The organism is Rhizobacter sp. P2_G4 (genome assembly GCF_056403575.1).
In genome coordinates, this window is record NZ_JBFUFG010000003.1 from 204,177 (window position 1) to 229,835 (window position 25,659).

Genomic DNA, 25,659 nt, shown 5'->3' on the forward strand with positions numbered 1-25,659 from the left:
GAGTCACACCATGCATCGCAAACACCTGCTCGCCGCGTTGATCGCCGGCCTGTTCACCGGCTTGTCCATGACCCCGCTGGCCCAGGCCGCGGTCTCGGCCGAAGAGGCCGCCAAGCTCAAGACCACGCTGACACCGCTGGGCGCCGAACGCGCCGGCAACAAGGACGCCAGCATCCCCGCCTGGGACGGCGGCATGACCAAGGCACCCGCCGGCTACAAGAACGGCGACCCGCGGCCCGACCCGTTCGCAAGCGAGAAGTCCGTGCTCTCGATCAACGCGAAGAACATGGACCAGCATGCCGCGCAATTGACCGACGGCGTCAAGGCGCTGATGAAGAAGTACCCCGACTTCCGCATCGACGTCTACCCGACTCACCGCACCGCCGCGGCGCCGCAATGGGTCTACGACAACACCTTCAAGAACGCGACGCGCGCCAAGCTCGTCGACAACGGGCAGGGCACCGAAGGCGCCTACGGCGGCACGCCGTTCCCGATCCCGAAGGACGGCTACGAGGTGTTCCAGAACCACCGCCTGGCCTGGACGGGCACGTACGTGCAGGCGCCGGTTCGCGTCTGGGTCGTCACGGCCGACGGCAAGCGCGCCATGGCCTCGGGCGGAACGCAGAGCTTCCGCAGGCAGTATTACGACCCCGAAGGCAGCCTCGAGAAGTTCGACGGCTACTACGCGCTCGGCAAGTTCGTGGTCAGCGAGCCGGGCTCGAAGGCGGGCGAGGCCATCCTCGCGCACGACAACATCAACGCGACCAACCCGCGCGGCCTGTGGCAGTACCTGGTGGGCCAGCGCCGCGTGCGCAAGGCGCCGTCGGTGGCCTATGACACGCCCGACTCGGTGACCTCCGGCATCGGCCTGTTCGACGAAGCCTTCAATCTGTTCGGCCCGATCGACAAGCACGAGCTCAAGCTGGTCGGCAAGAAGGAAATCTACATCCCGTACAACAACAACAAGGCCGCGAGCGCGAAGGTCGCCGACCTCGTGACACCGAACACGCTGAACCCGTCGCAGGTGCGCTGGGAGCTGCACCGCGTGTGGGAAGTCGAGGCCACGCTGGCGGCCGGCAAGCGCCACGTCGTGCCCAAGCGCAAGTACTACATCGACGAAGACAGCTGGCAGATCATCCTGTTCGACGGCTGGGACGCGAAGGGCGAACTCTGGCGCACCAACTACACGCTGACGCTGCTCGCACCCGACATCCCCGCGATCATCGGCAACATGGTGTGGGGCGGCTACGACCTGCAGACCGGCGCGTACTTCCTGAACATGGCGTCGAACGAACTGGCGACGCAGTACAAGCCGGTGCCGCCGATCCCTCGGTCGTTCTTCAGCCCTGAAGAGCTGGCCAACGAGGGCACGCGCTGATGAGCCAGACCGTCGTCCGGGCAGCGGCATGCGTGCTGCTCGCCGCTGCCGCGGCGGTGTCGGCACAGGGTGCGCCGGTGTTGCCGCCGGCGGCACTCGCCGAGCCGGCGCTGCACAGCCCGAAGGCGCTGAACGCGGCCATGCTCGCCATCACGCAGGCGGGGCCACGGCTGGTGGCGGTCGGCGAGCGCGGCACGGTGCTGCTGTCGGATGACGGCGCGAAGAGCTGGCGCCAGGCCAAGGTGCCGGTGCAGGTCACGCTGACTGCGGTGCGCTTCGTCGGTGATCGCACAGGCTGGGCTGTGGGCCACCTCGGCGTGATCCTGAAGAGCGACGACGGCGGCGAGAGCTGGGTCAAGCAGCTCGACGGCGTGCAAGCCGCGAAGCTCGTGGCCGCGGGCGGAGACGAACACGCGAAGCGCTTCGCGGAGGAGGGGCCGGACAAACCGTTCTTCGACCTCGACTTCATCGACGCACAGCGCGGCTTCGCCGTCGGCGCCTACAACCTCGCATTCGAGACCCGCGACGGCGGCCAGCACTGGACGCCGATGCTGAGCCGCTTGCCGAATCCAAAGAGCCTGCATCTGTACGGCGTGCGCGCGGCCGGCGGCCATGTCTACATCGCTGGCGAACAAGGGCTGCTGATGTCGTCGGCTGACGGCGGCACGAGTTTCAGCGCGCTGCCCGTCGCCTACAAAGGCAGCTACTTCGGATTGCTGGCGGCGCGCTCGGGTGCCTTGATCGCCTATGGCTTGCGCGGCAATGCCTGGCGCAGCGCCGACCAGGGCGCGAGCTGGACACGGCTCGACACCGGCCTGCAGACCTCCATCAGCGCCGCGCTCGAACTCGACGGCGGTGAATTTGCGCTGCTTGCCCAGACCGGCGAGCTGCTGCGCAGCCGTGACGACGGCCGCAGCTTCACGAAGACGCTGCCGACCGGCGGCCCACTACCGGCTGCAGGCCTTGCCTCAACCGATGGAGCCCTTGTGATCGCCAGCCTGCGCGGCATGCGCCGACTGGATGGAGCCCCTGGCCACGGGAATACCGCGGCCGCCCCCCAAGTGGGCGGGCCGGCCACTCCGGAGCGGCCGAGCGCTGGCCGACCCTCTGCTCCTTGAATTCTGGACTGCACAGCATGCACGCCGACACCTCCCTAGACGCCCAGCCGGTCGTCGCCCGCCTCGAAGACTTCGACACCGCCTCGGGCTCGAGCGTTGAGCGCGCCTTCTTCAACCACCGCGTGTGGGTGATGGTCGTCTGCCTGCTGCTTACGCTGCTGCTCGGCTGGCAGGCCACCAAGCTCAAGCTCAATGCGAGCTTCGAGAAGACCATTCCGACCGCGCACGCCTACATCGTCAACTACTTTGCCAACAAGCCGAACCTCGCGGGCCAGACGAACGCGATGCGCATCGCGGTCGAGACAACCGGGTCGTCGATCTTCGACAAGGCCTACCTCGAGACGCTGCAGAAGCTCAGCGACGAGATCTTCCTGTTGCCCGGTGTCGACCGGCCGTTCATGAAGTCGCTGTGGACCTCTAACACGCGCTGGGTCGCCGTCACCGAAGACGGCCTGGACGGCAACACCGTGATGGGCGACAGCTATGACGGCTCGCCCGCGGCGTTGGCCGAGGTGCGCACGAACGTCGAGCGCTCGGGCGAGATCGGCCAGCTGGTCGCGGGCGACTTCAAGTCCAGCATCATCTTCGTGCCGCTGCTCGACAAGAACCCCAAGACCGGAGAGGCGCTGGACTACGGCGAGCTCTCGCGCCAAGTCGAAGCGCTGCGCAACAAGTACCAGAACGACCACATCCGCATCCATGTCACCGGCTTCGCCAAAGTTGTCGGCGACCTCATCGAGGGCCTGCAACAGGTGCTGATGTTCTTCGGCCTGGCATTGGCCATCTGCGCCGCGGTGCTGTTCGGCTACACGCGCTGCTCGCGCAGCACCTCGCTGGTGGTGGCCTGCTCGGTGATCGCGGTGGTGTGGCAGTTCGGGCTGCTGGCGCTGCTGCACTACGAGCTCGACCCGTACTCGGTGCTGGTGCCGTTTCTCGTGTTCGCGATCGGCATGAGCCATGGCGCGCAGAAGATGAACGGCATCATGCAGGACATCGGCCGCGGCACGCACCGCGTGGTGGCCGCGCGCTACACCTTCCGGCGCCTGTTCGTCGCCGGCCTCACCGCGCTGCTGTGCGATGCGGTCGGCTTCGCGGTGCTGGCGCTGATCAAGATCCAGGTCATTCAAGACCTGGCCGCGGTGGCGAGCATCGGCGTTGCCGTGCTGATCTTCACGAACCTGGTGCTGCTGCCGATTCTGCTGTCGTACGTGGGCGTCAGCCCGGTGGCGGCGCAGCGCAGCTTGCGGCTGGAATCGGCCGACAACGGTGCGGCTCAGCGGCCCTGGTTGTGGACGCAGCTCGACCGCTTCACGCAACGCGGCCCGGCCATCACGGCGATCGCGGTGAGCGTTGTGCTGGCAGTGCTGGGCTATGCGATCAGCCTGCAGCTCAACATCGGCGACCTCGACCCTGGTGCACCCGAACTGCGCGCCGACTCGCGCTACAACCGCGACAACGACTTCATGGCGAGCCACTACGCAGCCAGCAGCGACATCCTGGTCGTGATGGTCGCGACGCCCGAAGACCAGTGCACCCGCTACGGCACGCTGGCCAAGGTCGACCAGCTGGCGTGGCGCCTGGAGCAATTGCCCGGCGTCGAGTCGACGAACTCGATGGCGGCGCTCTCGAAACTGGCGATGGTGGGCTACAACGAGGGCAACCTGAAGTGGTTCGAGCTGATCCCGAACGCCAGTGCGCTCGGCGGCGTGCAGACGCGCGCACCACGAGAGCTGTTCAACCAGGGCTGTTCGTTCCTGTCGCTCTACGTCTACCTGAAGGACCACAAGGCTGAGACGCTGACGCGGGTGATTGACACGGCCGAAGCCTTCATCAAGGCGAACAGCAACCCGGACGAGCGCTTCATGCTCGCCGCCGGCAGCGCCGGCATTGACGCGGCGACCAACATCGTCGTCAAGCAGGCGATGCGCGAGATGCTGCTGTGGGTCTACGGCGCGGTCGTGCTGCTGTGCTGGGTGACCTTCCGCTCATGGCGCGCCGTGGTCTGCGCGGTGCTGCCGCTGGTGCTGACATCCATCCTGTGCGAGGCGCTGATGGTCGGCCTGAACATGGGCGTGAAGGTCGCAACGCTGCCGGTGATCGCGCTCGGTGTCGGCATCGGCGTCGACTACGCGCTCTACGTGCTGAGCGTGATGCTGGCGCGCCTTCGTGCCGGTGACAGCCTCTCGGCCGCCTACCACCACGCGCTCCAGTTCACCGGCCGTGTCGTGATGCTGACCGGCATCACGCTCGCACTGGCCGTCGGCACCTGGGCCTTCTCGCCCATCAAGTTCCAGGCCGACATGGGCACCCTGCTCGCGTTCATGTTCGTCTGGAACATGGTCGGCGCACTGGTGTTGCTGCCCGCGCTCGCGCACTTCCTGCTGCGGCCTGCCGCGGCACAGACGGTGCCGAGCGTCCCGCGCGGGGTCACGGCATGAAACAGATGAAGCGCATTGAACAAGAAGAGGGAGAAGAGGTTTGACCGATTCATTCATTTCGGCAGATGGCGTCAAGGTGCGGTACCGCGATTCGGGCGGCACCGGCCCGGCGGTGCTGATGCTGCACGGCATCGGCGGCTCGCTGGAGCTCTGGTCGGCGCAGTTCGTTGCAGCCAACCACGGCATGCGTCTGATCGCGCTAGACCTTCCGGGGCACGGTCTGTCCGGCTTCGGCCAGCAGCCGTTCGAGCCGAAGACCTTTGCCGCCTTCGTGTGGAAGCTTGCTGACGCGCTCGGTCTGAACAAAGTTCATCTGGCCGGCAATTCGTTGGGCGGAGCCATTTGCGTGCAGATGCAGGCCCAGCAGCCGTCACGCGTGCAGAGCGTGCTGCTCGCGGCCGCGGCGACCCTCGGGCGCGACTGCCCCATGCCTTTCAGGCTGATGACGCTGCCTGTCCTGGGCACGCTGATGACGCGGGCCGGCCCGATGGCCGTTACGCAGCAGATCCAGGCGCTCTTCGGCTCATCGTTCGTCGTCACCGACGCGTTGCGCATGACGATCGAGCGCAACGTGATGCGACCCGGCGCCCAGGCCGCCTTCCTCGCCACCCTGCGGCTGATGACCGACCTGGGCGGGCAGCGCGCCGCGCTGGTGGCCGCATCGCATGCGGCACTCGCATCCGCCTCGGTGCCGGTGCTCATGTTGCACGGCCGACAAGACAGCGTGATCCCGTTCGTGCATTCGGAGCACGCACACAGGCTGGCCCCGGCGGGTCGGCTTCAGCTCGTCGATGACTGCGGCCACACGCCTCAGCTTGAGCAGCCCGCCGTCTTCAACGCCGCACTGCGGGCGCTGGTCGCCTCGGTTTGAACATCGCTCACCTCAAGGAGACCCTCCATGCTTGACCGGCAACTCGCCGCCATGATGAAACAGGCCCAGGCCGCCGGCATGCCGGACCTGGCCGACCTGCCGCCCGGCCCGTGCCGCGGGCTGTACCGAGAGATCCTTGCCGCGGCCGACATGCCATCGGCCGACGTGGCCGTGGAGAACCGCCGCATCGCCACGCCCGGCAGCAGCGCGACGATCGGCCTGCGCATCTACACGCCACGCACCGACGCGGGTGCGGGCCTGCGTGCGGTGGTCGTGTACTACCACGGCGGCGGCTTCGTGCTCGGCGACCTGGACGGCTACGACCGCGTCACGCGCCAGCTCTGTTTTGACAGCGATGCGATCGTCGTGTCGGTGGACTACCGGCTCGCACCCGAGCACCCGTTTCCGGCCGCCGTCGATGACGCGTGGACCGCGCTGCAATGGGTGGCCGAGCATGCGCGCGAGCTGGGCGCCGACCCGGCGCGGATGGGCGTTGCCGGCGACAGTGCTGGGGCCGTGCTCGCCACGGTGATGACCTTGATGGCGCGCGAGCAGGCGCGCCCGTACATCGGCTTCCAGGCCCTGGTGTACCCGGCCGCGGCGGGCGGGCACAACGGCGACTACCCATCACGCACCACCCACGCCGCCGGCCCGACGCTGACGCTGCGCTCGATGGATTACTTCGGCCGGCACTACTTCGGCGAAACGGGCAAGGCGGCCGACTACCGCGGCGCCCCCTTGCTCGCCACCAACCTGGCCGACTTGCCGCCGAGCCTGCTGATGCTGGCGCAACACGACCCGCTGCGCGACGAAGCCATGGCCTACGGCGAAGCACTGCTCGCCGCCGGCAATGCCGTGACCGTGGTGGAGTACCACGGCCTGGCGCACGGCTTCATCAGCATGGCCGGCGGCATCGGCGCTGCCCGGCTGGCGCAGCAGCAGTTCGCGCAGGCGCTGCGCAGCGGGCTTGCGGCGCGCTGAGCTTCCCCATCCGCGACCTCAAGGACAACGCATGAGATCCACACTTCGCGCTTCACTCGCTTTCGGGCTGCTGGCGCTCACGGGTGCCGCCTACGCCGACATCACCGTTGGCGTGAGCCTCTCGCTCACAGGCCCGCTCTCGTCGCTAGGGCTGCCGGTCAAGGCCTCGCTGCCGCTGTGGCCCGATCGCATCGGTGGCGAGAAGCTCAGGCTGATCGTGCTCGACGATGCCTCCGACCCCACCGGCGCGGTGAAGAACGCACGCCGCTTCGTCGCCGAGGACAAGGTCGACGTGATGCTCGGTTCGTCGGGCGTGCCGGCGGTGTTCGCGATGGCACCGGTGGCAGCCGAGACGAAGACCGTGCAGCTCGCGTTCGCGCCGGCGCCGCGGCCCGGTGGCGCGGACGACTGGACCTTCACGCTGCCGCAGCCAGTCTCGTTGATGTCCGACGTGGTGGCGCAGCGCATGGTCGCCAACAAGGTGAAGAAGGTGGCGTTCCTCGGCTGGAGCGAAGGCTACGGCGAGATGTGGCTCAAGGCCTTCGGTGTGTCGGCGAAGAAGGCGGGGCTCGAGATCGTCGCCACCGAGCGCTTTGCGCCGCCCGACACCGCCATCACGGCCCAGGCCCTGAAGGTGATCGCCGCCAAGCCCGATGCCGTGCTCATCGTTGCTGCGGGTTCGGCTGCGGCCATGCCGCAGATCAACCTGCGCGAACGCGGCTGGACCGGCCCGATCTACCAGACGCACGGTGCCGCGTCGCCTGACCTGATCCGCGTCGGCGGCAAGAGCATGGACGGCGCCATCCTGCCGGCCGGCCCGGTGCTGGTGGCTGAGCAACTGCCGGACGCAAGTCCGATCAAGGCTGTCGCACTCGACTACGTGATGGCCTTCGAGAAAGCCAACGGCCCGAACTCGCGTACCCAGTTCGGCGCTCACGGCCACGATGCCCTGAAGGTCTTGCAGCGCATCGTGCCGGTGGCCTTGAAGAAGGCCAAGCCCGGTACGCCCGAGTTCCGCCAGGCACTGCGCGATGCACTCGAGACCGAAAAGGAGATCGTTCTGTCGCACGGCATCGTCAACTTTACGCGCCAGGACCATGTCGGCTTCGATGAGCGCGGCGTGGTCATGCTGAAGATCGATGCGGGGCGCTTCCAGATGCTGGCTCCGCAGCCTTGATCTCGGCGTCGAGGCGGCCGAAGGGTAGGCCGGCACCTACGAAACAAGTTTCTGCCGTCTGACGAGCGTGTGCGCCGGTGGCCGATCTGAAGCTTTGCTGTTTCTGGTCAAGGTACGAGTTCGGAACACCCGCCAACCCACAGGAGACAGAGATGAAATTCCGTTCAACCGCTACCTTGTTTGCAGTGCCGGCGTTGCTGGCCGGGCTGGTCGCCTTGCCGATTGCTCATGCCCAGTCGATGTCGGCCTCGGCTGCTGCATCGAGCGCCAAGACCAACAACTCGAACAAGGCAGACAAGCCATCCGTGGACACCGCTGCGTCGCAGTCGAGCGTTGCCACCAAGAAGCCGGCCAAGGCGGGGGCCCAGTCTGGCCCGAAGCCGGCCTCAGCGCCCAAGCCCTGACCGCAGCGAGTTCAGGCCGTGGGCCGCAAGGGTCCACGGTCTTCTCTATCGAATCTGCGGCGAGCCACGCTCTCTGAGTTGCCACACCGCTTGCACGATGGCGGGAGGGTCCAGTGGCTTCGACAGGTGAACGGTGTAGCCGCTGGCCAAGGCCCGCTCGCGGTCTTCAACCCGCGCGAAGGCCGTGAGTGCAATGGCTGGCGTTGAGCCGCCCTGAGCCGGCGTGAGTTGACGGACGCTTCGCAGCAACGCGAATCCGTCCATGCCGGGCATGCCGATGTCGGACACGATGACGTCGAAGCGCCGCGTCTTCACCTGCTCCAGCGCCGAGTACGCGTTCTCGGCCGAAGAGACCTGCGCACCGGCTTCTTCGAGCACCCGTCGCAGTAACTCGCGAGAACTCAAGTCGTCATCCACCACCAGCACCGACGTTCCTGTGAGCCGCGAAGATGAATCGGCGAACCCCGGCATGCCTTCGTGCACCCCGGTGGCAAACCCCGCCAAATCGGGTGCCTCAGCCGAGGCGAGCGGAAGCGCAATGGAGAAGCTTGCTCCTCGGCCTTCACCTGCGCTGTCGGCCGTCACTTCGCCTCCATGTAGATCGACGACGCTTCGAACGATGGCGAGGCCCAGACCCAGCCCGCCGAAATGGCGGGTGGTGGAACTGTCGGCCTGACGAAACCGGTCGAACACGTGCGGCAAAAATTCGGGCTTGATGCCGACGCCGTCGTCCGAGACGCGGATGAGCGCGCGTGAATCCTCTTCATGCAGCTTCACCTGCACGGTTCCACCCTTGGCGGAGAACTTCACGCCGTTGCACAACAGGTTCCAGACGGCTTGCTGCAGCCGACTGGCGTCACCCAGAGCGGGCGCGGTGTCCTGCACATCCACGGCAAGCGTGACGCCCGCTGCCTCGGCCCTGGGACGCACCACGTCGACGGCTGCTTCGACAATCGCACGGGGCGACACGGGCTTCATTTCCATGGACAGCTTGCCCGAGGTGATGCGGCTCATGTCCAACAGGTCGTCGACAAGCTGCACCTGCATCTGTGCACTGCGGTGGATGACCTCGAGGCCTTTCAACACATCGGGGTGCGCGCCATCGAGCTTTCGCCTCAGGATGTGCACCCATCCCGTGATGGCACTCAGCGGGGTTCGCAGTTCATGCGAAAGCGTCGACAGGAATTCGTCCTTGATCACGCTCGAGCGTTCGGCTTCGTGCCGTGCCGCGCGTTCGCTCTCCAGCAGCAGGGCGCGTTCGTGGGCGGCCTGCTGGGCCTGCGTGTAGAGACGGGCGTTGTCGACTGCGATGGCAGCCTGGCTGGCGATCCCCAACGCCAGGCGTTCGCTCCGTTCGCTGAAGACACCGACCTCGGAATGGCCGAAAAACAGACCGCCGATCACTTCGCCGGTGCGCCCGACGACCGGCACCGCCAGGTAGCTGCGAACGGGCAGGTGCTTCAGCGGCATGCCGTGGTGAGGTGCCCATTGCCCATATCGCTCGTCGCTCAGCACGTCGTCCAGGCGAATCGGCGGTCCACCGCGAAAGGTGGGCCCGAACAGCGCGGTCGGGCGAGGGTGGCCGAGCGTCTCGAACAGGTGGCGAGGCGCGCCCGACAAGGTGTAGAGCATGTACGCCTCACCCGTGTCCGACACGCCGTTGTAGAAGAACGCGCCGTACTTTGCGCCCGTGAGTTCGGTGGCTGCATCGGTGACCCGCTGGAGAACAACGTCCAGGTTGAGTTCAGCCGCGAGCGACGTTCCCGTGCGGTTCAAGACCTCCAGCGATCGCGCCTCTTCTTGGAGTGCCGCTTGTGCACGCAGGCGGTCCAGTGCGTCCCAGCACCGGTCGACCACCGTTCTGACGAGCTCGATCTCATCGTCCTTCCAGCGGCGCGGTACCGATTGGTGCACCGCCATCGCGGCCACGAAGCGGCCCACCTTGTGCAGCGGTACGCAGATGACGGATTGGATCTGCGTGATGCGGTACGCAGCCAGGTCGGTCCCGGCCGTGACAGGGCTCGTGTCCACGTCGTGGTTGACGTAGGCCTCGTCTTCCAGCATCAGCCGCTGTACCTCGGCGCCGAAGTCGGTGAACTTGTAGCGGCCGACGATGCTGCTGACGCCCTGGTTGTAGTCGCCGATCAGATCGAAGGTGTCTTCATCGGCCAGCACGCGCGCGTACGCGCAGCGGTTCACGCCGAGGTGCTGCCCGAGCAGGGTGGCTGCGATGTTCATCACCTCGGACGGTTCGGACACGCCCCGCGTTGCCTGAGACAACTCGTCGAGGAAGCGCAGTCGGCGCTCGGCCAGCACGCGCTTGGTCGTCTCGGCGAAGGTGACGAGCACGCCCATCGCGCCACCTTGCTCGTTGCGAACAGCGCTGTACGAGAAATTGAAGTAGCAATCTTCGGCGTAGCCGAAGCGGTCGATGGTGAGCTTGAAGTCGTCGAACCCGACCGGCTTGCCAGCCAGCACCTCTTGCCACATCGGGCCGATCTTGGGCCAGATTTCCGACCAGGTGTCGCGAGCTGAGCCGCCCAACGCGCCGAGGTGCTTGTTGCCGAGGATGGGGCAGTAGGCGTCGTTGTAGATCTGCGTGAACTCATCGCCCCACGCGAGGTACATCGGGAGCTGGCACTCGAGCAACATCGAGACGGCCGTCGTCAGGCTTTGCGGCCAGGCCTCCATCGGCCCCAGCGGTGACGACTCCCAGGGATGGGCCCGCACCCGAGCCGCCATGTCGCCCGGAAACGCAGCGAGCTGATCCGCCAGGGAGTGCGGCGTTCTCATGCAGCGCAGAGATCACAGGCAGTGACGGTGTCCAGCAGTCTTGCCACGATGAGCCTCGTTTGTGAGTCGCGCCAATATAGCGAAGGACTCATCCAACCGAGAGAACCCACCAAGAAAACCTTGATCCGCATCGGCGGAGTGGGTCGCCGAACGGCATCAGCTCGGCTGGCCGGGAGGGAGGCCGCTTCGACGCCTGAGGCTCTTCAATTGCTCGACCACCTGAGCCGGCGAAGGCGGCCACCCGCCGTACGCTGCCGTGAAGCCTCCCTCCGGCACGTCGCGCCGATCACGTGGGGTTCCAACGGCTGCGAAGAATCTGGAGCGCTCAGTCGTGGTGACCTGAAGATCGAAGGCGACACAGTGCCCGTCTTCTCCAGCCTCGCGGGCAAGCCGGATGTTGTCGATGTGTGGCCATGGGACTTGCAGCCATTCCTCGGTCTCTCGTGGCTTGGACCAAACCATCAGCGGCGAGTGGGCAGGGAAATACATGCCGCCATCGTCGGCGATGAATTTCGTCACACGGCGCCATGGCCGCGGCCAGATTGACCACGCAACCGAGGCGGGTGCGAGAAACGCCACCAACAGGCGTGCCGCCCAAGGCATGCCGGGCCGGTGCAGGGAAGACAGGGCTGCGACAACGCAACCCATGACTGCCAGGACGCAGCGAAGCCCCATCACAAGCCAACTGGGAGCGCCGAAGACGACGGTGGTCGGCGAGAAATCCGGACGTTTCGACAGTGTGTGATTCATGCTGAGTTCATCGGTGGCCCGCCTAACTGGTGCGTGTCGCGGGCGGAAAGCTGATGCGTACGTGAAGGCCGCGGCCTTGCTCGCCACTAGCCAGCGTGGCGCTTGCGCCGTGCAGCTGGGCAATGTCCTTGACGATGGCCAGACCCAGCCCGCTGCCGGTTCCCCTGGCGCCGCGGGCGCGCCGGAAGCGTTGCCACACCGAGGCCTGCTCGTCTGCTGCGATGCCACAACCGTCGTCTTCGACGATCAGCTGGGCGTTGTCGTTCTGCATGCCCGTCCGGATGGTGATGCACGACTTGGCACCCGCATGCTCGATCGCGTTGTGGATCAGGTTGCCGAGCAGCTCTGCCAGCAACAGCGGGTTGCCCTCGACCCAGGCGGGCGCGAGCTCGAACCCGAGGTCTTGATCGGCTTGGATGGACGGCTGCAGCCAGCGGTCAGCGGCTTCCGTCACCAGCTGGCTCAAGTCGACCAACTGCTGTGGCTGTGTCGGGTCGATCGCCGTGGCTTCGGCGCGCGCCAGCAGCAGCAATTGCTGGGCGAGGCGGGCACCCCGTTCGGCGGCGGAATGCAGGCGCTCCAAGGTCGGCCGAAGCGCTGGTGGGTGGGGGGAGTCGAGTGCTTGTGCCGCCTCGACCCGCAGTACGGCAAGCGGTGTCCGCAGCTGGTGGGCGGCATCGGCGACGAAGGCTCTTTGCGCGGCAGCCACGTCGCGCAGCCGCCCGAACAGGTCGTTCAAGGCATCGACGAAGGTGACCACTTCGTGCGGTACGGCACGGGTGTCGATGGCTTCGAGCTGGCTCGGCGTGCGCAAGGCGAGCTCGGTGGCGGCGAGCCGAAGCGGCCGCATCCCACGGCTCACCGCGACCATCGCCATCAGGGCCATCGGCAGTGCCAGCGCCACCGCGCCGAGCAGTGAGGCAAGTAGCAAGGCACGTTGGGCGGCGTGGTGTTTGCCGAGCGTCTCTGCGACCAGGATGGAGCAGACCTGCGATGGAGCCGACCCGCAGCGGATGGCGTGCGCTGCCACGCGAACCGGCGTGCCGTCGAGCACCGAATCGAAGAATCGCCACTGCGCCGCCTGCAAAGAGGTGGACAAGGTGAGCAGTGCCGCGTTGCCGCCAAGCAGCCGGCCGCTGCCGTCGCCGACGGCGAAGAAGGTTTCATCGACGAGGTCGGCCTGCAGCGCACGTGCGGTCTGCTCGCTGAGCGGCAGCGTGGCCTGGCCGTCTTTCACGTCGACGATCTGGGCGAGGGCGACCGCCGTGTCGGTCAGCGCGCGGTCGAGGCCATCGAGGGCAGGGCGCAGGGCCAGACCATAGATGAGCGCCGCCGTGAGCGGCACCAGCAACAGCAAGGGCAGCAGGAGCCAGAGCAGCAGATCACGCCGCAGGCTGGGCCGCAGGCTGCGCCGTGTCAGCCAGCTCACGTGCGCACCCCGGCGAAGTGGCGTTTCATTCCGGAACGGCCGGTTCCAGCAGGTAGCCCAGGCCCCGCACGGTGCGCAGCCGCACGCCGCCGGGTTCGATCTTCGCGCGCAGGCGAGAGATCAGCAGCTCGAGTGCGTTCTCGGACGTCCCGGCCGCCCAGCCGGGCACGAGGCCCGCGAGCTGGTCGCGGGTCACGATGTGGCTGGTCTTCAGCATCAGGTACTGCAACACGATGCACTCGCGTGCCGAGAGCGTGATCGGCTGCTCGTTGACATGCGCACGCCGTGCAGCAGCATCGAAGCGCAGGGCCGAAAGAATCAGCGTCTCGCTGCGCCGTTGGTCCTGGCGGCGGACGAGCGCACTCAGGCGCGCGAGCAGTTCACGGATTGCGAAGGGCTTGACCAGGTAGTCGTCGGCACCGCACTCGAGGCCACGCACGCGGTCGTCGATCTCGTCGCGCGCGGTGAGCATCAGCACCGGCAGCAACGAGCCTTGCTCGCGTACGCGGCGCAGGGTTTCGAGACCATCGATGCCGGGCAGGCCGATGTCCAGCACCAGAGCGTCGTACGCGTCCTGCAGCAGCGAGGCCGGCACCGGCTCGCCACGATCGCTCACGTCTGCACGCCAGCCGCGCGCTTGCATGGCGGTGGCGAGCGACGCGGCCAGCGGTGAGTCGTCTTCGACGATGAGAACGTGCATGGATGGAGACGCGAGGGAGAGCGCACCAATGTTACGTCGCGGGTTGCGCGAGAGCGCCGGGGGTGCCGCGAAGCTGTCGTGTAGCTGTCGTACGTGGAAACCGACGGGGTGCTGAAAGACGGCGTTCCTAGACTGGTTTCACCACACCGCGGTGCCCGGCAAGACCTTCGATCGGGCACTCAGCGTGGTGGCGTCTCCACCCCTCCGAAGGCAACGCATGAACAACCGAAACCTGGTCAGAGGACTGTTCCTCTTGACGATCTCTCTGGCCTTCGGCCTGGCGGCGGTGCGCTATCCGCTGGGTGACATCAGTCGCCCCGGGCCCGGCTTTTTTCCGCTGACGGTGAGTTCGCTGCTCTTCCTGATCGGGCTGATCACGGTGGTGCGGTCGCGCTTTCTCGAGCCGGTGCACCTGGAGTTCAACGGCAAGAACATCGCCATCATCCTGGCGAGCCTCTGCGGCTTCGCATTGATTTCTCACTATCTCAACATGATCGTCGGCATCGTGTTCATGGTGTTCTGCGCCTCGTTTGCCGGTACATCGAAGTACTCGGTGGTGCGCAACCTCAAGATATCGGCCGGCCTGATCGCCGTGGCCTTCGCATTCCAGAAACTGCTCGGCTTCAACCTGCCGCTCTACTGAAATGATGGACGTCCTGCACAACCTCGCGTTCGGTTTTGAGCACGCACTGACCTGGCAGAACCTCTTGTTCTGCGCCATCGGTTGCACGGTGGGCACGCTGGTGGGCCTGTTGCCCGGGCTCGGCCCGCTGGCCACCATCAGCATCCTGCTGCCGCTGACTTATTCCATTCCCACCAATGGCGCGCTCATCATGCTGGCCGGCATCTACTACGGGGCGCAGTACGGCGACAGCGTGAGTGCCATCACGATGAAGATCCCGCATGCGAGCAGCATCGTGGCCTGCATCGACGGCTACCAGATGACGCTCAAGGGCCAGACCGGCCTGGCACTCTTCACCGCGGGCGTCTCGAGCTTCATCGGCGGCACCGTGGCCATCCTCGTGCTGTCGTTCCTGGCGCCGAGCCTTGGCGAGGTGGCGTTCCTGTTCGGGCCGGCCGATTACTGCGCGCTGATGCTGGTCGGCTTCGTCTGTGTGAGTTTTGTCACGACGGGCAGCCTGCTCAACGGCCTGGCGATGTGCCTCATCGGCGTGCTGCTCGGGCAGATCGGCACCGACGTCAACAGCGGCCTGCCGCGCTTCACGATGGACTTCTCGTTCCTCGCCGATGGCGTCGGTTTGGTGAGCATTGCGCTGGGGTGCTTCGGCATTGCCGAGATCACCAAGAACCTGGACAACCGCGACGAGCGGACTCCCTTCAACGGCAAGATCAATCTCATGCCGACGTGGCCGGAGTTCAAACGCATCATCCCGAGTRCCCTGCGTGGCAGCGTGATCGGTTCGTTCCTGGGGATCCTGCCGGGTGGCGGCCCGGTCATCGCCCAGTTCGCCGCCTACGCGATCGACAAGAAGGTCAGCAAGTACAAGCATGAGATCGGCAGCGGCGCCATCGAGGGCGTGGCCGGCCAGGCAGCGGCCGACGAAGCCGCGGCGCGCACCAGCTTCATCCCGCTGATGAGCATCGGCATCCCGGAGAACGCCGTCATGGCGCTGATGATGGCCGCCTTCATCATCAAGGGCATCCAGCCCGGGCCCAACATGATCGCCGGCCACCCCGACCTGTTCTGGGGCCTGGTCGCCAGCATGTGGGTGGGCAACTGTTTCCTGATCACCCTCAATGTGCCCCTGGTGCGCTATTGGCTGTCGGTGTTCAAGATTCCCTATGCGGTGCTGTTCCCGTCGATTCTTTTCTTCTGCTGCATCGGGACGTACAGCGTCAACAACAACCTGGACGACATCTTCATCACCGCGGCATTCGGCTTCCTCGGCTACATCTTCATGCGCCTGGAGTTCGACGCAGCGCCGCTGATGCTGGGCTTCATCCTCGGCCCGATGCTGGAAGAGAACCTGCGGCGTGCGCTGCTGCTGAGCCGCGGCAACTTCGGTTCGTTCTTCACCCGGCCCATCAGCGGCACGCTGCTGACGCTGATCGGTGTCTTCATCGTTTGGCAGGTCATTACGCCCTTGTTCAAGCCACGCAACGCCGTGTTGGACCCTGCCCGGACGTAAATCCTCCGAACGCACGGCGATCTCATCGCCGTGCGTTGTCTGTGTATCTGGTGCAGTGATTCCGACAGCCATCCTTTCGTCAGGTTGAAGAAAGGTCTGTTAGCGGGTTGGTGGGGCGGGGCAGGGCCTCGACTTGCGCAGCCCATCGGTACTGATGGGCCACCGCCGAGTCGCCCCAGGGCGCGAAATTGATCGTCGGCACCTATCAATTTAGATCTATAAGCCGCTCATGTTCTTCGTTAGCTTTGTCAACCGAGTGCCGGACTTTTTTGGCATTTCAGTGGCAATCTGTCGAGCTTGAGCCGCCGCTCAGCGCCGGAATTACTTGCAATCTGTTGCACCGTGTCGCAATGCACCCACGCAATGCGCCGGTCGTTTCTGCGTCAAGGTTCCGTCAAGTCTTTGTATGTCGCGGTCGACACAATTGCGACAAGCTCGAGTGCACCGCACATCGAACGTGAGCTATGCCAGCCGACCTGGTCGCAAGAGGCAAGACTCGAACTTCGACATTGACACCACAGGACTTCTCCATGAGCACGCAGCAGCAACCCAAATCACGCACCACGGCAGCGAGCGCGCTGCTTTGCTCGCTGATCATGTCCGCCTGTGGCGGCGGCGGTGACTCTGGCGCCACATCGACGCCGATCTCGTCAACGGGGTCGCCCGCGCCTACTCCTGCACCATCGCCGTCTCCCGCACCGGCGCCATCGCCGTCTCCTGCACCGGCGCCTTCGCCGTCACCTGCACCAGCGCCTTCGCCGTCACCTGCACCGGCTGGAGCGGACAACACGCGTGACGTGGCGCCGACGACCGGTTGGGCCAGCGAAGCGGGCGGCACCAGCGGCGGCACGACGGCTGCGGACTCTGCCGTCTACAAGGTGACGAATGCAACCGAACTGCTGGCGGCGTTGAAGGCCGGCGGCAGCGCGGCCACGATCGTCAAGGTGATCGGCACGATCGACATGGCCGCGGCCGACAACGGCGGTGCGTTCAAGAGCACAAGCGACCAGAAGGCCCGTGCCAGGCTGACGGTGAAGAGCAACACCACCCTCATCGGTGCCGGTAGCAACGCGGGCCTGGTCAACGCGTACATGCAGGTCAGCAGTGCGCAGAACGTCATCATCCGCAACCTGCACATCGTCAACCCATGCGACGTCGGCCCGGTGTGGGACCCGAACGACGGCGACTCCGGCAACTGGAACTCCGAGTACGACGGCATCACGGTCGACGGATCGAACCATGTCTGGATCGACCACAACACCTTCACCGACGCACCGCAGACCGACGACCTGTCACCGGTCGAGAACGGAAAGATCAAGCAGTGCCACGACGGCGCGCTCGACGTGAAGAATGGTTCCGACTACGTGACTGTGTCGAACAACGTGTTCGACCAGCACGACAAGAACAACCTGATCGGCTCGTCCGACAGCACGACCAGCGACGACACGCACCTGACGGTCACTTTCCACGGCAACTTGTTCAGCCAGGTGACCGAGCGTGCCCCGCGCGTGCGCTTCGGCAGCGTGCACGTCTACAACAACTACTACGAAGGCAGCAAGTCGCACCCGGTGTATGCGCACCAGTACAGCATCGGCGTGGCCTACAAGGCGAAGATCATCTCGGAGAACAACGCGTTCGACATCCAGGGCGCGAACAGCTGTACCAGCGTGCTGAAGAACCCGGGTTCGTCGAGCAAGACAGGCGCCATCAAGGAGAGCGGTTCGCTGATCAACGGCGCGGCGCTCGACATCAGCCAATGCAGCTTCAGTGCTGCCGTGGGCTGGACGGTGCCGTACGCCTACAGCTCGGCATTGCTGCCAGCGGCCAGCGTCAAGGCGGCGGTCAAGGCGTCTGCAGGGTCCGGCAAGCTGACGGTCTCTCAGTAGGTTTTTACTCCGGGCCGCTTGGACGCTTGCGTCCGCGTCGCCGCGCACACCGCCGTGCGGCGGCGTGCAAGCTGCCCGCACGACGAAACACACGACACGGGCGCAGCCGGTCGACATCCACCACAAGACGCAGAAGACACGATTCTCATGAACATGCACCATCGCCTTACCCGCACATCGCAAACGACGATGTCTCCGCAGTTGCGGCGGCAGTTTGCGTTGATCCTCACCTTGAGCAGTGCCGCCGTCCTGGCAGCCTGCGGCGGCGGCGGCAACGGATCGAGTGAAGGCGGTAGCCCTGTCGCTTCATCGCCAGCGCCAGCGCCAGCGCCAGCGCCAGCGCCAGCGCCAGCGCCAGCGCCAGCGCCAGCGCCAGCGCCAGCGCCAGCACCAGCACCAGCACCAGCACCAGCACCAGCACCAGCACCAGCACCAGCACCAGCACCAGCACCAGCGCCAGCACCAGCACCAGCGCCAGCGCCGTCTCCCTCGCCAGCACCAGCACCGTCTCCAGCACCAGCACCGTCTCCTGCACCTGCACCGTCTCCTTCGCCAGCACCTGCACCGGCGACCAGCGGCGGCTTCGCCGGATCGGTGACTGGAGGCGGCAGTGTCAAAGCCGTGACGGTCTCCAACGCGGCTGACATGCAGGCCGCCATCGATGCCTACACCGGCACCGGCGGCCTCGTGATCCGCTACACCGGCACCTTCGACTTCGCCGCGATCACCGATGCGTGCACGCAATGGCAAAAGCCCGCCGGCGCGATCGTCGAGATCAAGAACAAGAGCGACGTCACCATCGAAGGTGCCGACGGCTCAGGAGCGAACTTCGGCTTGGCCGTCAAGGGTGGTGCCACGAACATCATCATCCGCAACATGACGATCGGCCTGCTGCCGGGCTCGATCGACGCCATCGGCATCGAAGGCCAGGGCGGCAAGTTCCCCGGCTACGTGTGGGTCGACCACAACACACTGTTCAGCAGCCTGAAGGAGTGCTCAGGCGCCGGCGACCTGGAGTTCGACGGCCTGCTGGACAACAAGGCCGGCGCCCACAACCTGACCTACTCGTACAACTACATCCACGATCATCACAAGGTGGGTTTGATCGGATCGAGCGACAGCGACTCCAGCGACCGATTCATCACCTTCCACCACAACTTCTATCAGAACGTCGGCTCCCGCCTGCCGCTGCAGCGCGGTGGCTACACGCACCTCTACAACAACCTGTACAGCGCCATCATCACCTCGGGTGCCAACATCCGCATGGGCGGCTATTCGCTGATCGAAGCCAACTACTTCGAGAACGCGCAGAACCCGGTCACCTCGCGCGACAGCGACACCATCGGCTACTGGGAACTGCGCAACAACAACATCAAGGTCCCTGCCGACTTCAAGACCTATGGCATCAACTGGGTAGCCAGCCCGTCAACGCCATCGCGTGATGCCACCGACTGGGTCAGCACCGCCACGTTCCCCGTCCCCATCTCGTACACCTACACCCCGCAGGACCCGGCTTGCATCAAGCAGAAGCTGCCGGCCGTGGCAGGTGCAGGCAAAGCGCTGGCCCAGGTGAGCTGCAACTGATGAGCCAAGCACGCACGCCACATCAACAGGTTTTCCCGATGAAAAGACAAGGGCAACATGCAACGCGCGTTCCGGCCGTGAGCGCGCTGCTTTGCTCGCTGGTGATGTCGGCTTGCGGCGGCGGCAACGATTCGGGGGCCACCCCGGCGCCGGGGCCTTCCTCGACGGCACCGGCTCCCAGCCCTGCACCGGCGCCATCGCCGAGTCCTGCACCGGCACCATCGCCGAGTCCCGCACCGGCACCATCGCCGAGTCCCGCACCGGCACCATCGCCGAGCCCCGCACCGGCACCATCGCCGAGCCCCGCACCGGCACCATCGCCGAGCCCCGCACCGGCGCCATCGCCGAGTCCCGCACCGGCGCCATCGCCGAGTCCTACACCGGCGCCATCGCCGAGTCCGGCGCCATCGCCGAGCCCCGCACCGGCGCCATCCGCTGAGGTGTTGTCGCAGGCAGGCAACCCGATCTACCGCGAGGTGACGGGCTACACGGCCTGGTTGAGTGACGCCTCCACGGATGCAGCGAAACTGGCCGCCGACAAGGCGCGAGCCGACACGATGATCACGTGGCAGATGCCCCATGGCGGCTTCTACAAGAACGCCGTCAAGGTCTACGACACCGCCTGGGATGGCAAGGCCGAACGCTCCGGCTGGACCGGCGCCGACGGCGTGGAACTCGGCACCATCGACAACGACGCCACCGTGACCGAACTGCTTTTCCTGGCCGACGTGTACCGCCGCTCGGGTGGCGCCACCTACCGCGACGCAGCACGCAAGGCGCTCGATTTCCTGCTGACCATGCAGTACCCGTCGGGCGGCTGGCCGCAGGTCTACCCGGCCCGCACGGGCACGGTCTACTCGAACTACGTCACCTTCAACGATGACGCGATGGCCCGTGTGCTGGCGCTGCTCGACCATGCCGCCCAGCGCAAGGCGCCGCTGGACGGTGACGTCTTCACCACCGTGCAGCGCGACAATCTCGCCACCGCGATCGAAAAGGGCGTGGACTTCATCCTGAAGGCGCAGATCGTGCAAAACGGCGTCAAGACGGTGTGGTGTGCCCAGCACGATCCGGTCACCTATGTGCCGCGCGGCGCGCGTGCCTTCGAGTTGGCTTCCAAGAGCGGCAAGGAGTCCGTGCTCATCGTGACGTTCCTGATGACACGCCCGCAGACGCCAGCCATCAAGGCTGCCGTGAAGGCGGCCATCGCCTGGTACCGCAGCAGTGCAGTCAAGGTCGACAACACGGCCTATGTGAACCGCTCGTCGAGCAGCAGTGACGACACGTACAACCCGATCGTCGCCAAGTCGGGCAGCACGATGTGGTACCGCTTCTACGACCTCGATGCCGACACCGGCTTCTTCAGCGGCCGCCTGCCCACCGACAACCCACCGGGAATGGGCAAGCGCTACAACATCATGGAGATCGAGCCTGAGCGGCGCTATGGCTACCAGTGGGGAGGCGCCTATGGCACCCAGCTGTTCACCTACACGGACAGCGTCGGGTACTGACGCCGGCTGAACTGGGCGATGYGGGTTCGCTCCCTCTTCAGCCTCGTTGCTCAAAACTGCCATCCCGATCGGGATGGCAGTTTGCATTTCACCTGACCGCCATCCAGACTGTCTTGGATACTCGCTCGAGCGCAAAGAATCCTTCGGCACGACGTCGGTGCGTGTCATGCTCTGCGTGCCCGGCACGGGTGTTCAGAGCCGATCCGGGTTCCATAGAACGAGGAGCGAATCATGTCCATGGTGTCTCGTCTGTTCGCCTGCCTGCTGCTTGTCTGGCAGGTCGCGGCCACCGGTGCTGAAGTCGTCCGCTTCCCGAAGCCCGAGTTCGAGGGTGATCGCCGCTACGACTACGTCCTCCAGGTGCTGCAACTGGTGCTGTCGAAGACCGGTACCGATTACCGGATCGAACTGGCTGGGGCCCCGATGAACCAGGAGCGCCAGGTGCAGGAGCTCGAGGCCGGGCGCACGATCGACGTCGGCCCGATTCCCAGCTCCGCCGAACGCGAGGCGCGCCTGTTGCCCATTCGCATCCCGTTGAACAAGGGCCTGCTCGGTTGGCGGCTGGGCCTGATCCGCAAAGGCGACAAAGGCATGTTCGCGGGCGTCAACACTCTGGACGATCTCAAACGTGTACGCCTTGCGCAGGGACAGGAATGGCCGGACACGCAGATCCTCCAGGCCAACGGCATCCCTGTGATCACCGCGCCGAAGTACGAGGGCCTGTTCAAGATGCTCACCGGCAAGCGCTTCGATTATTTTCCGCGCAGCACCATGGAAATCTGGGACGAGCAAGAGAACAACGCCGATTCACTGGAGGTGGAACCTCACCTCGCGCTGCACTATTTCTACGACTCCTATTTCATGGTGAACCGCAACAACACGAAGCTGGCCAACGCCCTTCGTGACGGGTTTGAGAAGGCCATCGCCGACGGCTCGTTCGACAAGATATTCCAGCAGTACTTCGGTGAGCGGCTGCGCAAGGCGCGCCTGGAAACACGCACGGTGATCGAGTTGCGAAACCCGCTGCTCACACCCGGTACGCCATCGGATCGACCGGAACTCTGGTACGACGCCAAACGAGGGCGGTGACGGCCACCCAACCGTTTCACCCAGTCAAGGGGTGGGGCGAGGCCCAAGCGTTCGCAGTTCGGTGACGACCGGACCCAGCAATTGAGCCACCTTGCGGACCAGGGTCTCCGCACCCGCATCGTCGATGCCGTTGTTGCAAGCCCGTTCGAGCTCCGCAGCCGCGTCGTGCACCGCATGCACGGCGAGGGTGCCGGTGACGTTCTTCAGATCGTGCGCCATGCGCATCGCCGTGGCCTTCTGGCCCGTCACCCGCGCGACGCGGAAGCGCTCCGGGAAATCCGCCTCCCGATCGCGAAACATCTGCAGCAGGCGCAGGTACAGCGCTTCGTTGCCCATCGTGGCGGTGAGGCCCGCCTCGCGGTCGATGCTTGCCAGGCCCAGCAGTGCATCGGCGCGTGATCCGTCGCTTGCTGCAGGCTCGGGCTTCACCACGGCCGGGTGGACCCAGCGGGCAAGCGTGGCGAAGAGTTCTTCGACCTTGATCGGCTTGGCGACGTGGTCATTCATGCCGGCGGCGATGACCTTCTCGCGGTCGCCGACCATCGCGTTGGCCGTCATCGCGATCACCGGCAGATCACGCCACTGCGGCTGCAGGCGCAGTGCCCGGGTCGCGGCGTAGCCGTCCAACACGGGCATCTGGCAATCCATCAGGACGCCGTCGAAACGCTGGCGACCCAGCATGTCCAAGGCCTCCTGGCCGTCGCAGGCCACGCTGACGACGATGTCGGCGCGGCGCAGCACGGTCAGTGCGATCTCTCGGTTGATGGCGTTGTCTTCCACCAGAAGGATCTGCGCGCCCCTCAGCTGTGCCTGGTGCCCGAGCATCGTTTCTTCTCGCTTCGTCGTGCGCGGCGCCTGAGGCACAGAAAGCCCCAGCGCCTGGGTGCAGGCGTCGAACAGAGCCGAGGGGGTGATCGGCTTCACGAGCAGCGCATCCACGCTGACCTGTCGTTCCGCCAGGCGTTTCTGCGCCTCATCGCGGGCGAAGGCCGTCACCATCAACACCGTCGGTGTCGGGCGGCTCCGGCCGCCACGCAAGCCCAAGAGGCTTGCACATTCCACGCCGTCGAGGCCGGGCATCTTCCAGTCGATCATAAGCAGGTCGTACGGCATGCCGCTCGTGTCGGCGAGGTGTGCCCTGCGCAGTGCCTCCTGGCCGTCGGCCGCTGCCTCGGCCTGGAGTCCGAGTGCGGCTCCCATGCCGACCAGCACCTCGCGAGCGCGGGCGTTGTCGTCCACGACCAGTGCGCGTTTGCCATGCAAGCGCCCTTCGTGCGGCAAAAGCGCCGTCGCGTGCTCGGTCTGCACGTCGAAGCGCAAGGCAAAGTGAAACCGGCTGCCTTGTCCCGGCGTGCTCTCCACATCGATATCGCCGCCCATCATGCGCACCAGGTGGCGGCTGATTGAAAGCCCGAGCCCGGTACCGCCGTATCGCCGGCTGGTCGACGAATCGACCTGCGTGAAGGGCTGGAACAGGCGCTGCAGGTCATCGGGCGTCATGCCGATGCCGGTGTCGCGCACGTCGAAGCGAAGCTGAATCGACTGGGCTTGGCGCTCGACGACCTCGATGGCGATGACGACCTCGCCGCGTTGCGTGAACTTGACAGCGTTGTAGCCGAGGTTCAGCAGCACCTGGCGCAAACGCGAGGGGTCGCCCACCAGGACCGGGGGCAACTGCGGCGGCATGGTGAACAGCAGCTCGAGCCCTTTTTCCTCGGCGTTCATGCCGATCAGGTTGCCCAGGCCGTCCATCACGTCGTTGAGGCTGAACGGGATGGTCTCGATGTCGAGCTTGCCGGCCTCGATCTTGGAGAAGTCGAGGATGTCGTTGAGGATCCCCAGCAGCGCTTCGGCAGCGCCGTGGATCTTCTGCACGTAATGCAGCTGTTGCGGCGTCAGCCCGCTTTGCAGGGCCAGGTACGCCATGCCAAGAATGGCATTCATCGGCGTCCGGATCTCATGACTCATGTGGGCAAGGAAGTCGCTCTTGGCCTGGTTCGCTTCTTCGGCCGCTTGCCGGGCAACCCGGTCCGTCTCGGCCTGCCGTCGCTCCGTGATGTCACGGGCGATGCCGACGGTGCCCGCCAAGCGACCATCACGGTCGTGCAGCGCCGTCTTGATGGTCTCGACCAGCGAGTGGCTTCCGTCAGCATCGACGTGGGTCTCCTCGATCCGCTTGGATCCGGTCGATGCCATCACTTCGGCGTCGTCGAGACGGTACTTCTTCGCGAGGTCGGGCGGGTGAAGTTCGAAGTCGGTCATGCCGATCATCTGGCTCGGCTGCGCAAACCCCTTGGTGGTGGCGAGCGCCCGGTTGACGGCGACGTAGCGGCCATTGGCGTCCTTCACCCACGCAAGGTCCGGGATGTTGTCCAGGATGGCCGCCATGCGTGTATTGGCGTTCCCGAGTTCCGCCGCATGCTGCCGCAGCCTCTCGCGCATGGCGTTGAGCGCATTCACCAGCTGGTCAAGCTCGTCGCCCTCCGCGCGAGTGCGCCGCAATTGCAGCGGCGGGACCGAGGCCTCCGCCGTGACGCTGCCGATCGACGAGGCGATGTCCACCAGGTGGCGGGTCGCCAACCGGTGCACAACGAACAGGATGAACAGCGCAACCAGAAAGGTCTTGGCCGCGTTGCTGAGCAGGATGACGATGGCCTGCGCCGCCAGGTCGCGGTAGATGTCGGTGAGGGTCGCCTCGATGTGGAGCACTCCGATGACCTGTGGCTGGTCGCCGCAGCAGGCCAGCGGAAATTCCTTCACGACGACCCTGTCACGTTGCCGCTCACCACGGAAGACCGTCAAGGCATGGGCCGTGGAGGCGGTTTCCCGCACCTCCGCCGCGCGGATGGACGGCAGGCGCAAGATGCCTTCAAGCTGCTCCTGCAGTTGCTTCGAGTCCAGCGCCCACAGGCTTTCGCTCAGGCTGCGCGAGGTGGCCTGGTCGATCTCGCCGAACCGGCTTTCGAGGCGGGCCCGCTCGCTGCGGTAGCTCAAGGTCAGCTGAAGGATGGTCAGGACCAGCGTGACCACGGTGCTGAACAGCAGCACCCGGATCAACAACGCAATCGCAATCCCGCCTTTCGGGACCTGTGAAATCGATGCCAACCAGCCGCTGCGCAGCGACGGCGGGGTCAACTCACGTGCTTTGAAGGTCATCGGTGAACTGGTCCGGCGCGAGAGATCTGATGGTGTGCCCAGGGCGTTGCCAGCATAGTCGAATGGTCGTGCATGAGCGGCGAAGGTATGTGCTCCTTATCCCCAGTTCGCCCGGGTGTGCTGCCCATTCTTTCTCGGTATTGCGCGGCTCGACATCCACCTGTCCGACCCCTTAAGTGCGGCGAAGTGGCCGATGCCTCATCGGGCGTCCCAGCACTCTGGACAGCGCAACGACAGTTTGGAA

Annotated in this window: 20 protein-coding genes; 14 read left to right on the plus strand and 6 right to left on the minus strand. The window is 65.7% G+C overall.

Annotated elements, in window-relative coordinates:
- Positions 1–10: 10 nt before the first annotated feature.
- The 7 genes from AC1DYS_RS13860 (at position 11) to AC1DYS_RS13890 (ending at position 8,367) form a co-directional block, all read left to right on the plus strand.
- Positions 11–1,378: a DUF1329 domain-containing protein gene (locus AC1DYS_RS13860; RefSeq protein WP_477900011.1), complete on the plus strand. Its 1,368-nt coding sequence runs from the start codon at positions 11–13 to the stop codon at positions 1,376–1,378.
- The gene (locus AC1DYS_RS13865) at positions 1,378–2,496 is read left to right on the plus strand and encodes a WD40/YVTN/BNR-like repeat-containing protein (protein WP_477900013.1); all 1,119 of its coding nucleotides are present in this window, start codon (positions 1,378–1,380) and stop codon (positions 2,494–2,496) included. Before AC1DYS_RS13860 ends, AC1DYS_RS13865 begins: the two co-directional genes overlap by 1 nt.
- A gap of 17 nt (positions 2,497–2,513) precedes the next feature.
- On the plus strand, positions 2,514–4,934 hold the full coding sequence (locus tag AC1DYS_RS13870) for an efflux RND transporter permease subunit (protein ID WP_477900015.1): 2,421 nt from the start codon (positions 2,514–2,516) through the stop codon (positions 4,932–4,934).
- Positions 4,935–4,974: 40 nt separating this feature from the next.
- Positions 4,975–5,805: an alpha/beta fold hydrolase gene (locus AC1DYS_RS13875; protein ID WP_477900017.1), complete on the plus strand. Its 831-nt coding sequence runs from the start codon at positions 4,975–4,977 to the stop codon at positions 5,803–5,805.
- A gap of 27 nt (positions 5,806–5,832) precedes the next feature.
- The gene (locus tag AC1DYS_RS13880) at positions 5,833–6,786 is read left to right on the plus strand and encodes an alpha/beta hydrolase (protein WP_477900019.1); all 954 of its coding nucleotides are present in this window, start codon (positions 5,833–5,835) and stop codon (positions 6,784–6,786) included.
- A 31-nt stretch (positions 6,787–6,817) separates the two neighbouring features.
- Positions 6,818–7,963 carry an ABC transporter substrate-binding protein gene (locus AC1DYS_RS13885; protein WP_477900021.1) on the plus strand — a complete coding sequence of 382 codons (1,146 nt, stop codon included), beginning with the start codon at positions 6,818–6,820 and terminating at the stop codon, positions 7,961–7,963.
- Positions 7,964–8,115: 152 nt separating this feature from the next.
- Positions 8,116–8,367, plus strand: a complete 252-nt coding sequence (locus tag AC1DYS_RS13890) for a hypothetical protein (protein WP_477900023.1) — start codon at positions 8,116–8,118, stop codon at positions 8,365–8,367.
- A 45-nt stretch (positions 8,368–8,412) separates the two neighbouring features.
- Here AC1DYS_RS13890 and AC1DYS_RS13895 read toward each other — a convergent pair whose 3' ends face one another.
- The 4 genes from AC1DYS_RS13895 to AC1DYS_RS13910 all read right to left on the minus strand — a co-directional run bounded on the left by AC1DYS_RS13895 (position 8,413) and on the right by AC1DYS_RS13910 (position 14,039).
- The gene (locus tag AC1DYS_RS13895) at positions 8,413–11,160 is read right to left on the minus strand and encodes an ATP-binding protein (protein WP_477900025.1); all 2,748 of its coding nucleotides are present in this window, start codon (positions 11,158–11,160) and stop codon (positions 8,413–8,415) included.
- Positions 11,161–11,316: 156 nt separating this feature from the next.
- A complete protein-coding gene (locus AC1DYS_RS13900) occupies positions 11,317–11,910 on the minus strand; it encodes a hypothetical protein (RefSeq protein WP_477900027.1) in 594 nt (197 codons plus the stop codon).
- A gap of 22 nt (positions 11,911–11,932) precedes the next feature.
- Positions 11,933–13,339: a sensor histidine kinase gene (locus AC1DYS_RS13905; protein ID WP_477900029.1), complete on the minus strand. Its 1,407-nt coding sequence runs from the start codon at positions 13,337–13,339 to the stop codon at positions 11,933–11,935.
- 25 nt (positions 13,340–13,364) lie between these two features.
- The gene (locus tag AC1DYS_RS13910) at positions 13,365–14,039 is read right to left on the minus strand and encodes a response regulator transcription factor (protein WP_477900031.1); all 675 of its coding nucleotides are present in this window, start codon (positions 14,037–14,039) and stop codon (positions 13,365–13,367) included.
- A 217-nt stretch (positions 14,040–14,256) separates the two neighbouring features.
- Here AC1DYS_RS13910 and AC1DYS_RS13915 point away from each other — a divergent pair, with 217 nt between their 5' ends.
- The 3 genes from AC1DYS_RS13915 (at position 14,257) to AC1DYS_RS13925 (ending at position 18,075) form a co-directional block, all read left to right on the plus strand.
- A complete protein-coding gene (locus AC1DYS_RS13915) occupies positions 14,257–14,682 on the plus strand; it encodes a tripartite tricarboxylate transporter TctB family protein (RefSeq protein WP_047495890.1) in 426 nt (141 codons plus the stop codon).
- 4 nt (positions 14,683–14,686) lie between these two features.
- Positions 14,687–16,189, plus strand: a complete 1,503-nt coding sequence (locus AC1DYS_RS13920) for a tripartite tricarboxylate transporter permease (RefSeq protein ID WP_477900033.1) — start codon at positions 14,687–14,689, stop codon at positions 16,187–16,189.
- Positions 16,190–16,719: 530 nt separating this feature from the next.
- A complete protein-coding gene (locus AC1DYS_RS13925) occupies positions 16,720–18,075 on the plus strand; it encodes a pectate lyase family protein (RefSeq protein ID WP_477900035.1) in 1,356 nt (451 codons plus the stop codon).
- Between the two features lie 226 nt (positions 18,076–18,301).
- Here the strand turns inward: AC1DYS_RS13925 and AC1DYS_RS13930 are convergent, their stop codons facing one another.
- The gene (locus AC1DYS_RS13930; RefSeq protein WP_477900037.1) at positions 18,302–18,640 is read right to left on the minus strand and encodes a hypothetical protein; all 339 of its coding nucleotides are present in this window, start codon (positions 18,638–18,640) and stop codon (positions 18,302–18,304) included.
- Between the two features lie 56 nt (positions 18,641–18,696).
- Between AC1DYS_RS13930 and AC1DYS_RS13935 the strand changes: the two genes are divergently transcribed.
- The 4 genes from AC1DYS_RS13935 (at position 18,697) to AC1DYS_RS13950 (ending at position 22,259) form a co-directional block, all read left to right on the plus strand.
- Complete coding sequence (locus AC1DYS_RS13935; protein WP_477900039.1) at positions 18,697–19,659, plus strand: pectate lyase family protein; 963 nt, start codon at positions 18,697–18,699, stop codon at positions 19,657–19,659.
- Positions 19,660–19,750: 91 nt separating this feature from the next.
- Positions 19,751–20,098, plus strand: a complete 348-nt coding sequence (locus AC1DYS_RS13940) for a hypothetical protein (RefSeq protein ID WP_477900041.1) — start codon at positions 19,751–19,753, stop codon at positions 20,096–20,098.
- A 1-nt stretch (position 20,099) separates the two neighbouring features.
- The gene (pelA, locus tag AC1DYS_RS13945; RefSeq protein ID WP_477900043.1) at positions 20,100–21,170 is read left to right on the plus strand and encodes a pectate lyase; all 1,071 of its coding nucleotides are present in this window, start codon (positions 20,100–20,102) and stop codon (positions 21,168–21,170) included.
- Positions 21,171–21,401: 231 nt separating this feature from the next.
- Positions 21,402–22,259 (plus strand): substrate-binding periplasmic protein, encoded by an 858-nt coding sequence (locus AC1DYS_RS13950; RefSeq protein ID WP_477900045.1) that lies wholly within the window; start codon positions 21,402–21,404, stop codon positions 22,257–22,259.
- Positions 22,260–22,283: 24 nt separating this feature from the next.
- Here AC1DYS_RS13950 and AC1DYS_RS13955 read toward each other — a convergent pair whose 3' ends face one another.
- On the minus strand, positions 22,284–25,415 hold the full coding sequence (locus AC1DYS_RS13955) for a response regulator (protein WP_477900047.1): 3,132 nt from the start codon (positions 25,413–25,415) through the stop codon (positions 22,284–22,286).
- Positions 25,416–25,659: the final 244 nt, after the last annotated feature.

What these genes read in the sequence shown, in the direction of transcription:
- AC1DYS_RS13955 (WP_477900047.1), bottom strand. Translation starts at nt 25,415, where the DNA reads ATGACCTTCAAAGCACGTGAGTTGACCCCGCCGTCGCTGCGCAGCGGC.
- AC1DYS_RS13890 (WP_477900023.1), top strand. Translation starts at nt 8,116, where the DNA reads ATGAAATTCCGTTCAACCGCTACCTTGTTTGCAGTGCCGGCGTTGCTG.
- AC1DYS_RS13925 (WP_477900035.1), top strand. Translation starts at nt 16,720, where the DNA reads ATGAGCACGCAGCAGCAACCCAAATCACGCACCACGGCAGCGAGCGCG.
- AC1DYS_RS13910 (WP_477900031.1), bottom strand. Translation starts at nt 14,039, where the DNA reads ATGCACGTTCTCATCGTCGAAGACGACTCACCGCTGGCCGCGTCGCTC.
- AC1DYS_RS13860 (WP_477900011.1), top strand. Translation starts at nt 11, where the DNA reads ATGCATCGCAAACACCTGCTCGCCGCGTTGATCGCCGGCCTGTTCACC.
- AC1DYS_RS13895 (WP_477900025.1), bottom strand. Translation starts at nt 11,160, where the DNA reads ATGAGAACGCCGCACTCCCTGGCGGATCAGCTCGCTGCGTTTCCGGGC.
- AC1DYS_RS13870 (WP_477900015.1), top strand. Translation starts at nt 2,514, where the DNA reads ATGCACGCCGACACCTCCCTAGACGCCCAGCCGGTCGTCGCCCGCCTC.
- AC1DYS_RS13915 (WP_047495890.1), top strand. Translation starts at nt 14,257, where the DNA reads ATGAACAACCGAAACCTGGTCAGAGGACTGTTCCTCTTGACGATCTCT.
- AC1DYS_RS13880 (WP_477900019.1), top strand. Translation starts at nt 5,833, where the DNA reads ATGCTTGACCGGCAACTCGCCGCCATGATGAAACAGGCCCAGGCCGCC.
- AC1DYS_RS13900 (WP_477900027.1), bottom strand. Translation starts at nt 11,910, where the DNA reads ATGAATCACACACTGTCGAAACGTCCGGATTTCTCGCCGACCACCGTC.
- AC1DYS_RS13885 (WP_477900021.1), top strand. Translation starts at nt 6,818, where the DNA reads ATGAGATCCACACTTCGCGCTTCACTCGCTTTCGGGCTGCTGGCGCTC.
- AC1DYS_RS13950 (WP_477900045.1), top strand. Translation starts at nt 21,402, where the DNA reads ATGTCCATGGTGTCTCGTCTGTTCGCCTGCCTGCTGCTTGTCTGGCAG.
- AC1DYS_RS13865 (WP_477900013.1), top strand. Translation starts at nt 1,378, where the DNA reads ATGAGCCAGACCGTCGTCCGGGCAGCGGCATGCGTGCTGCTCGCCGCT.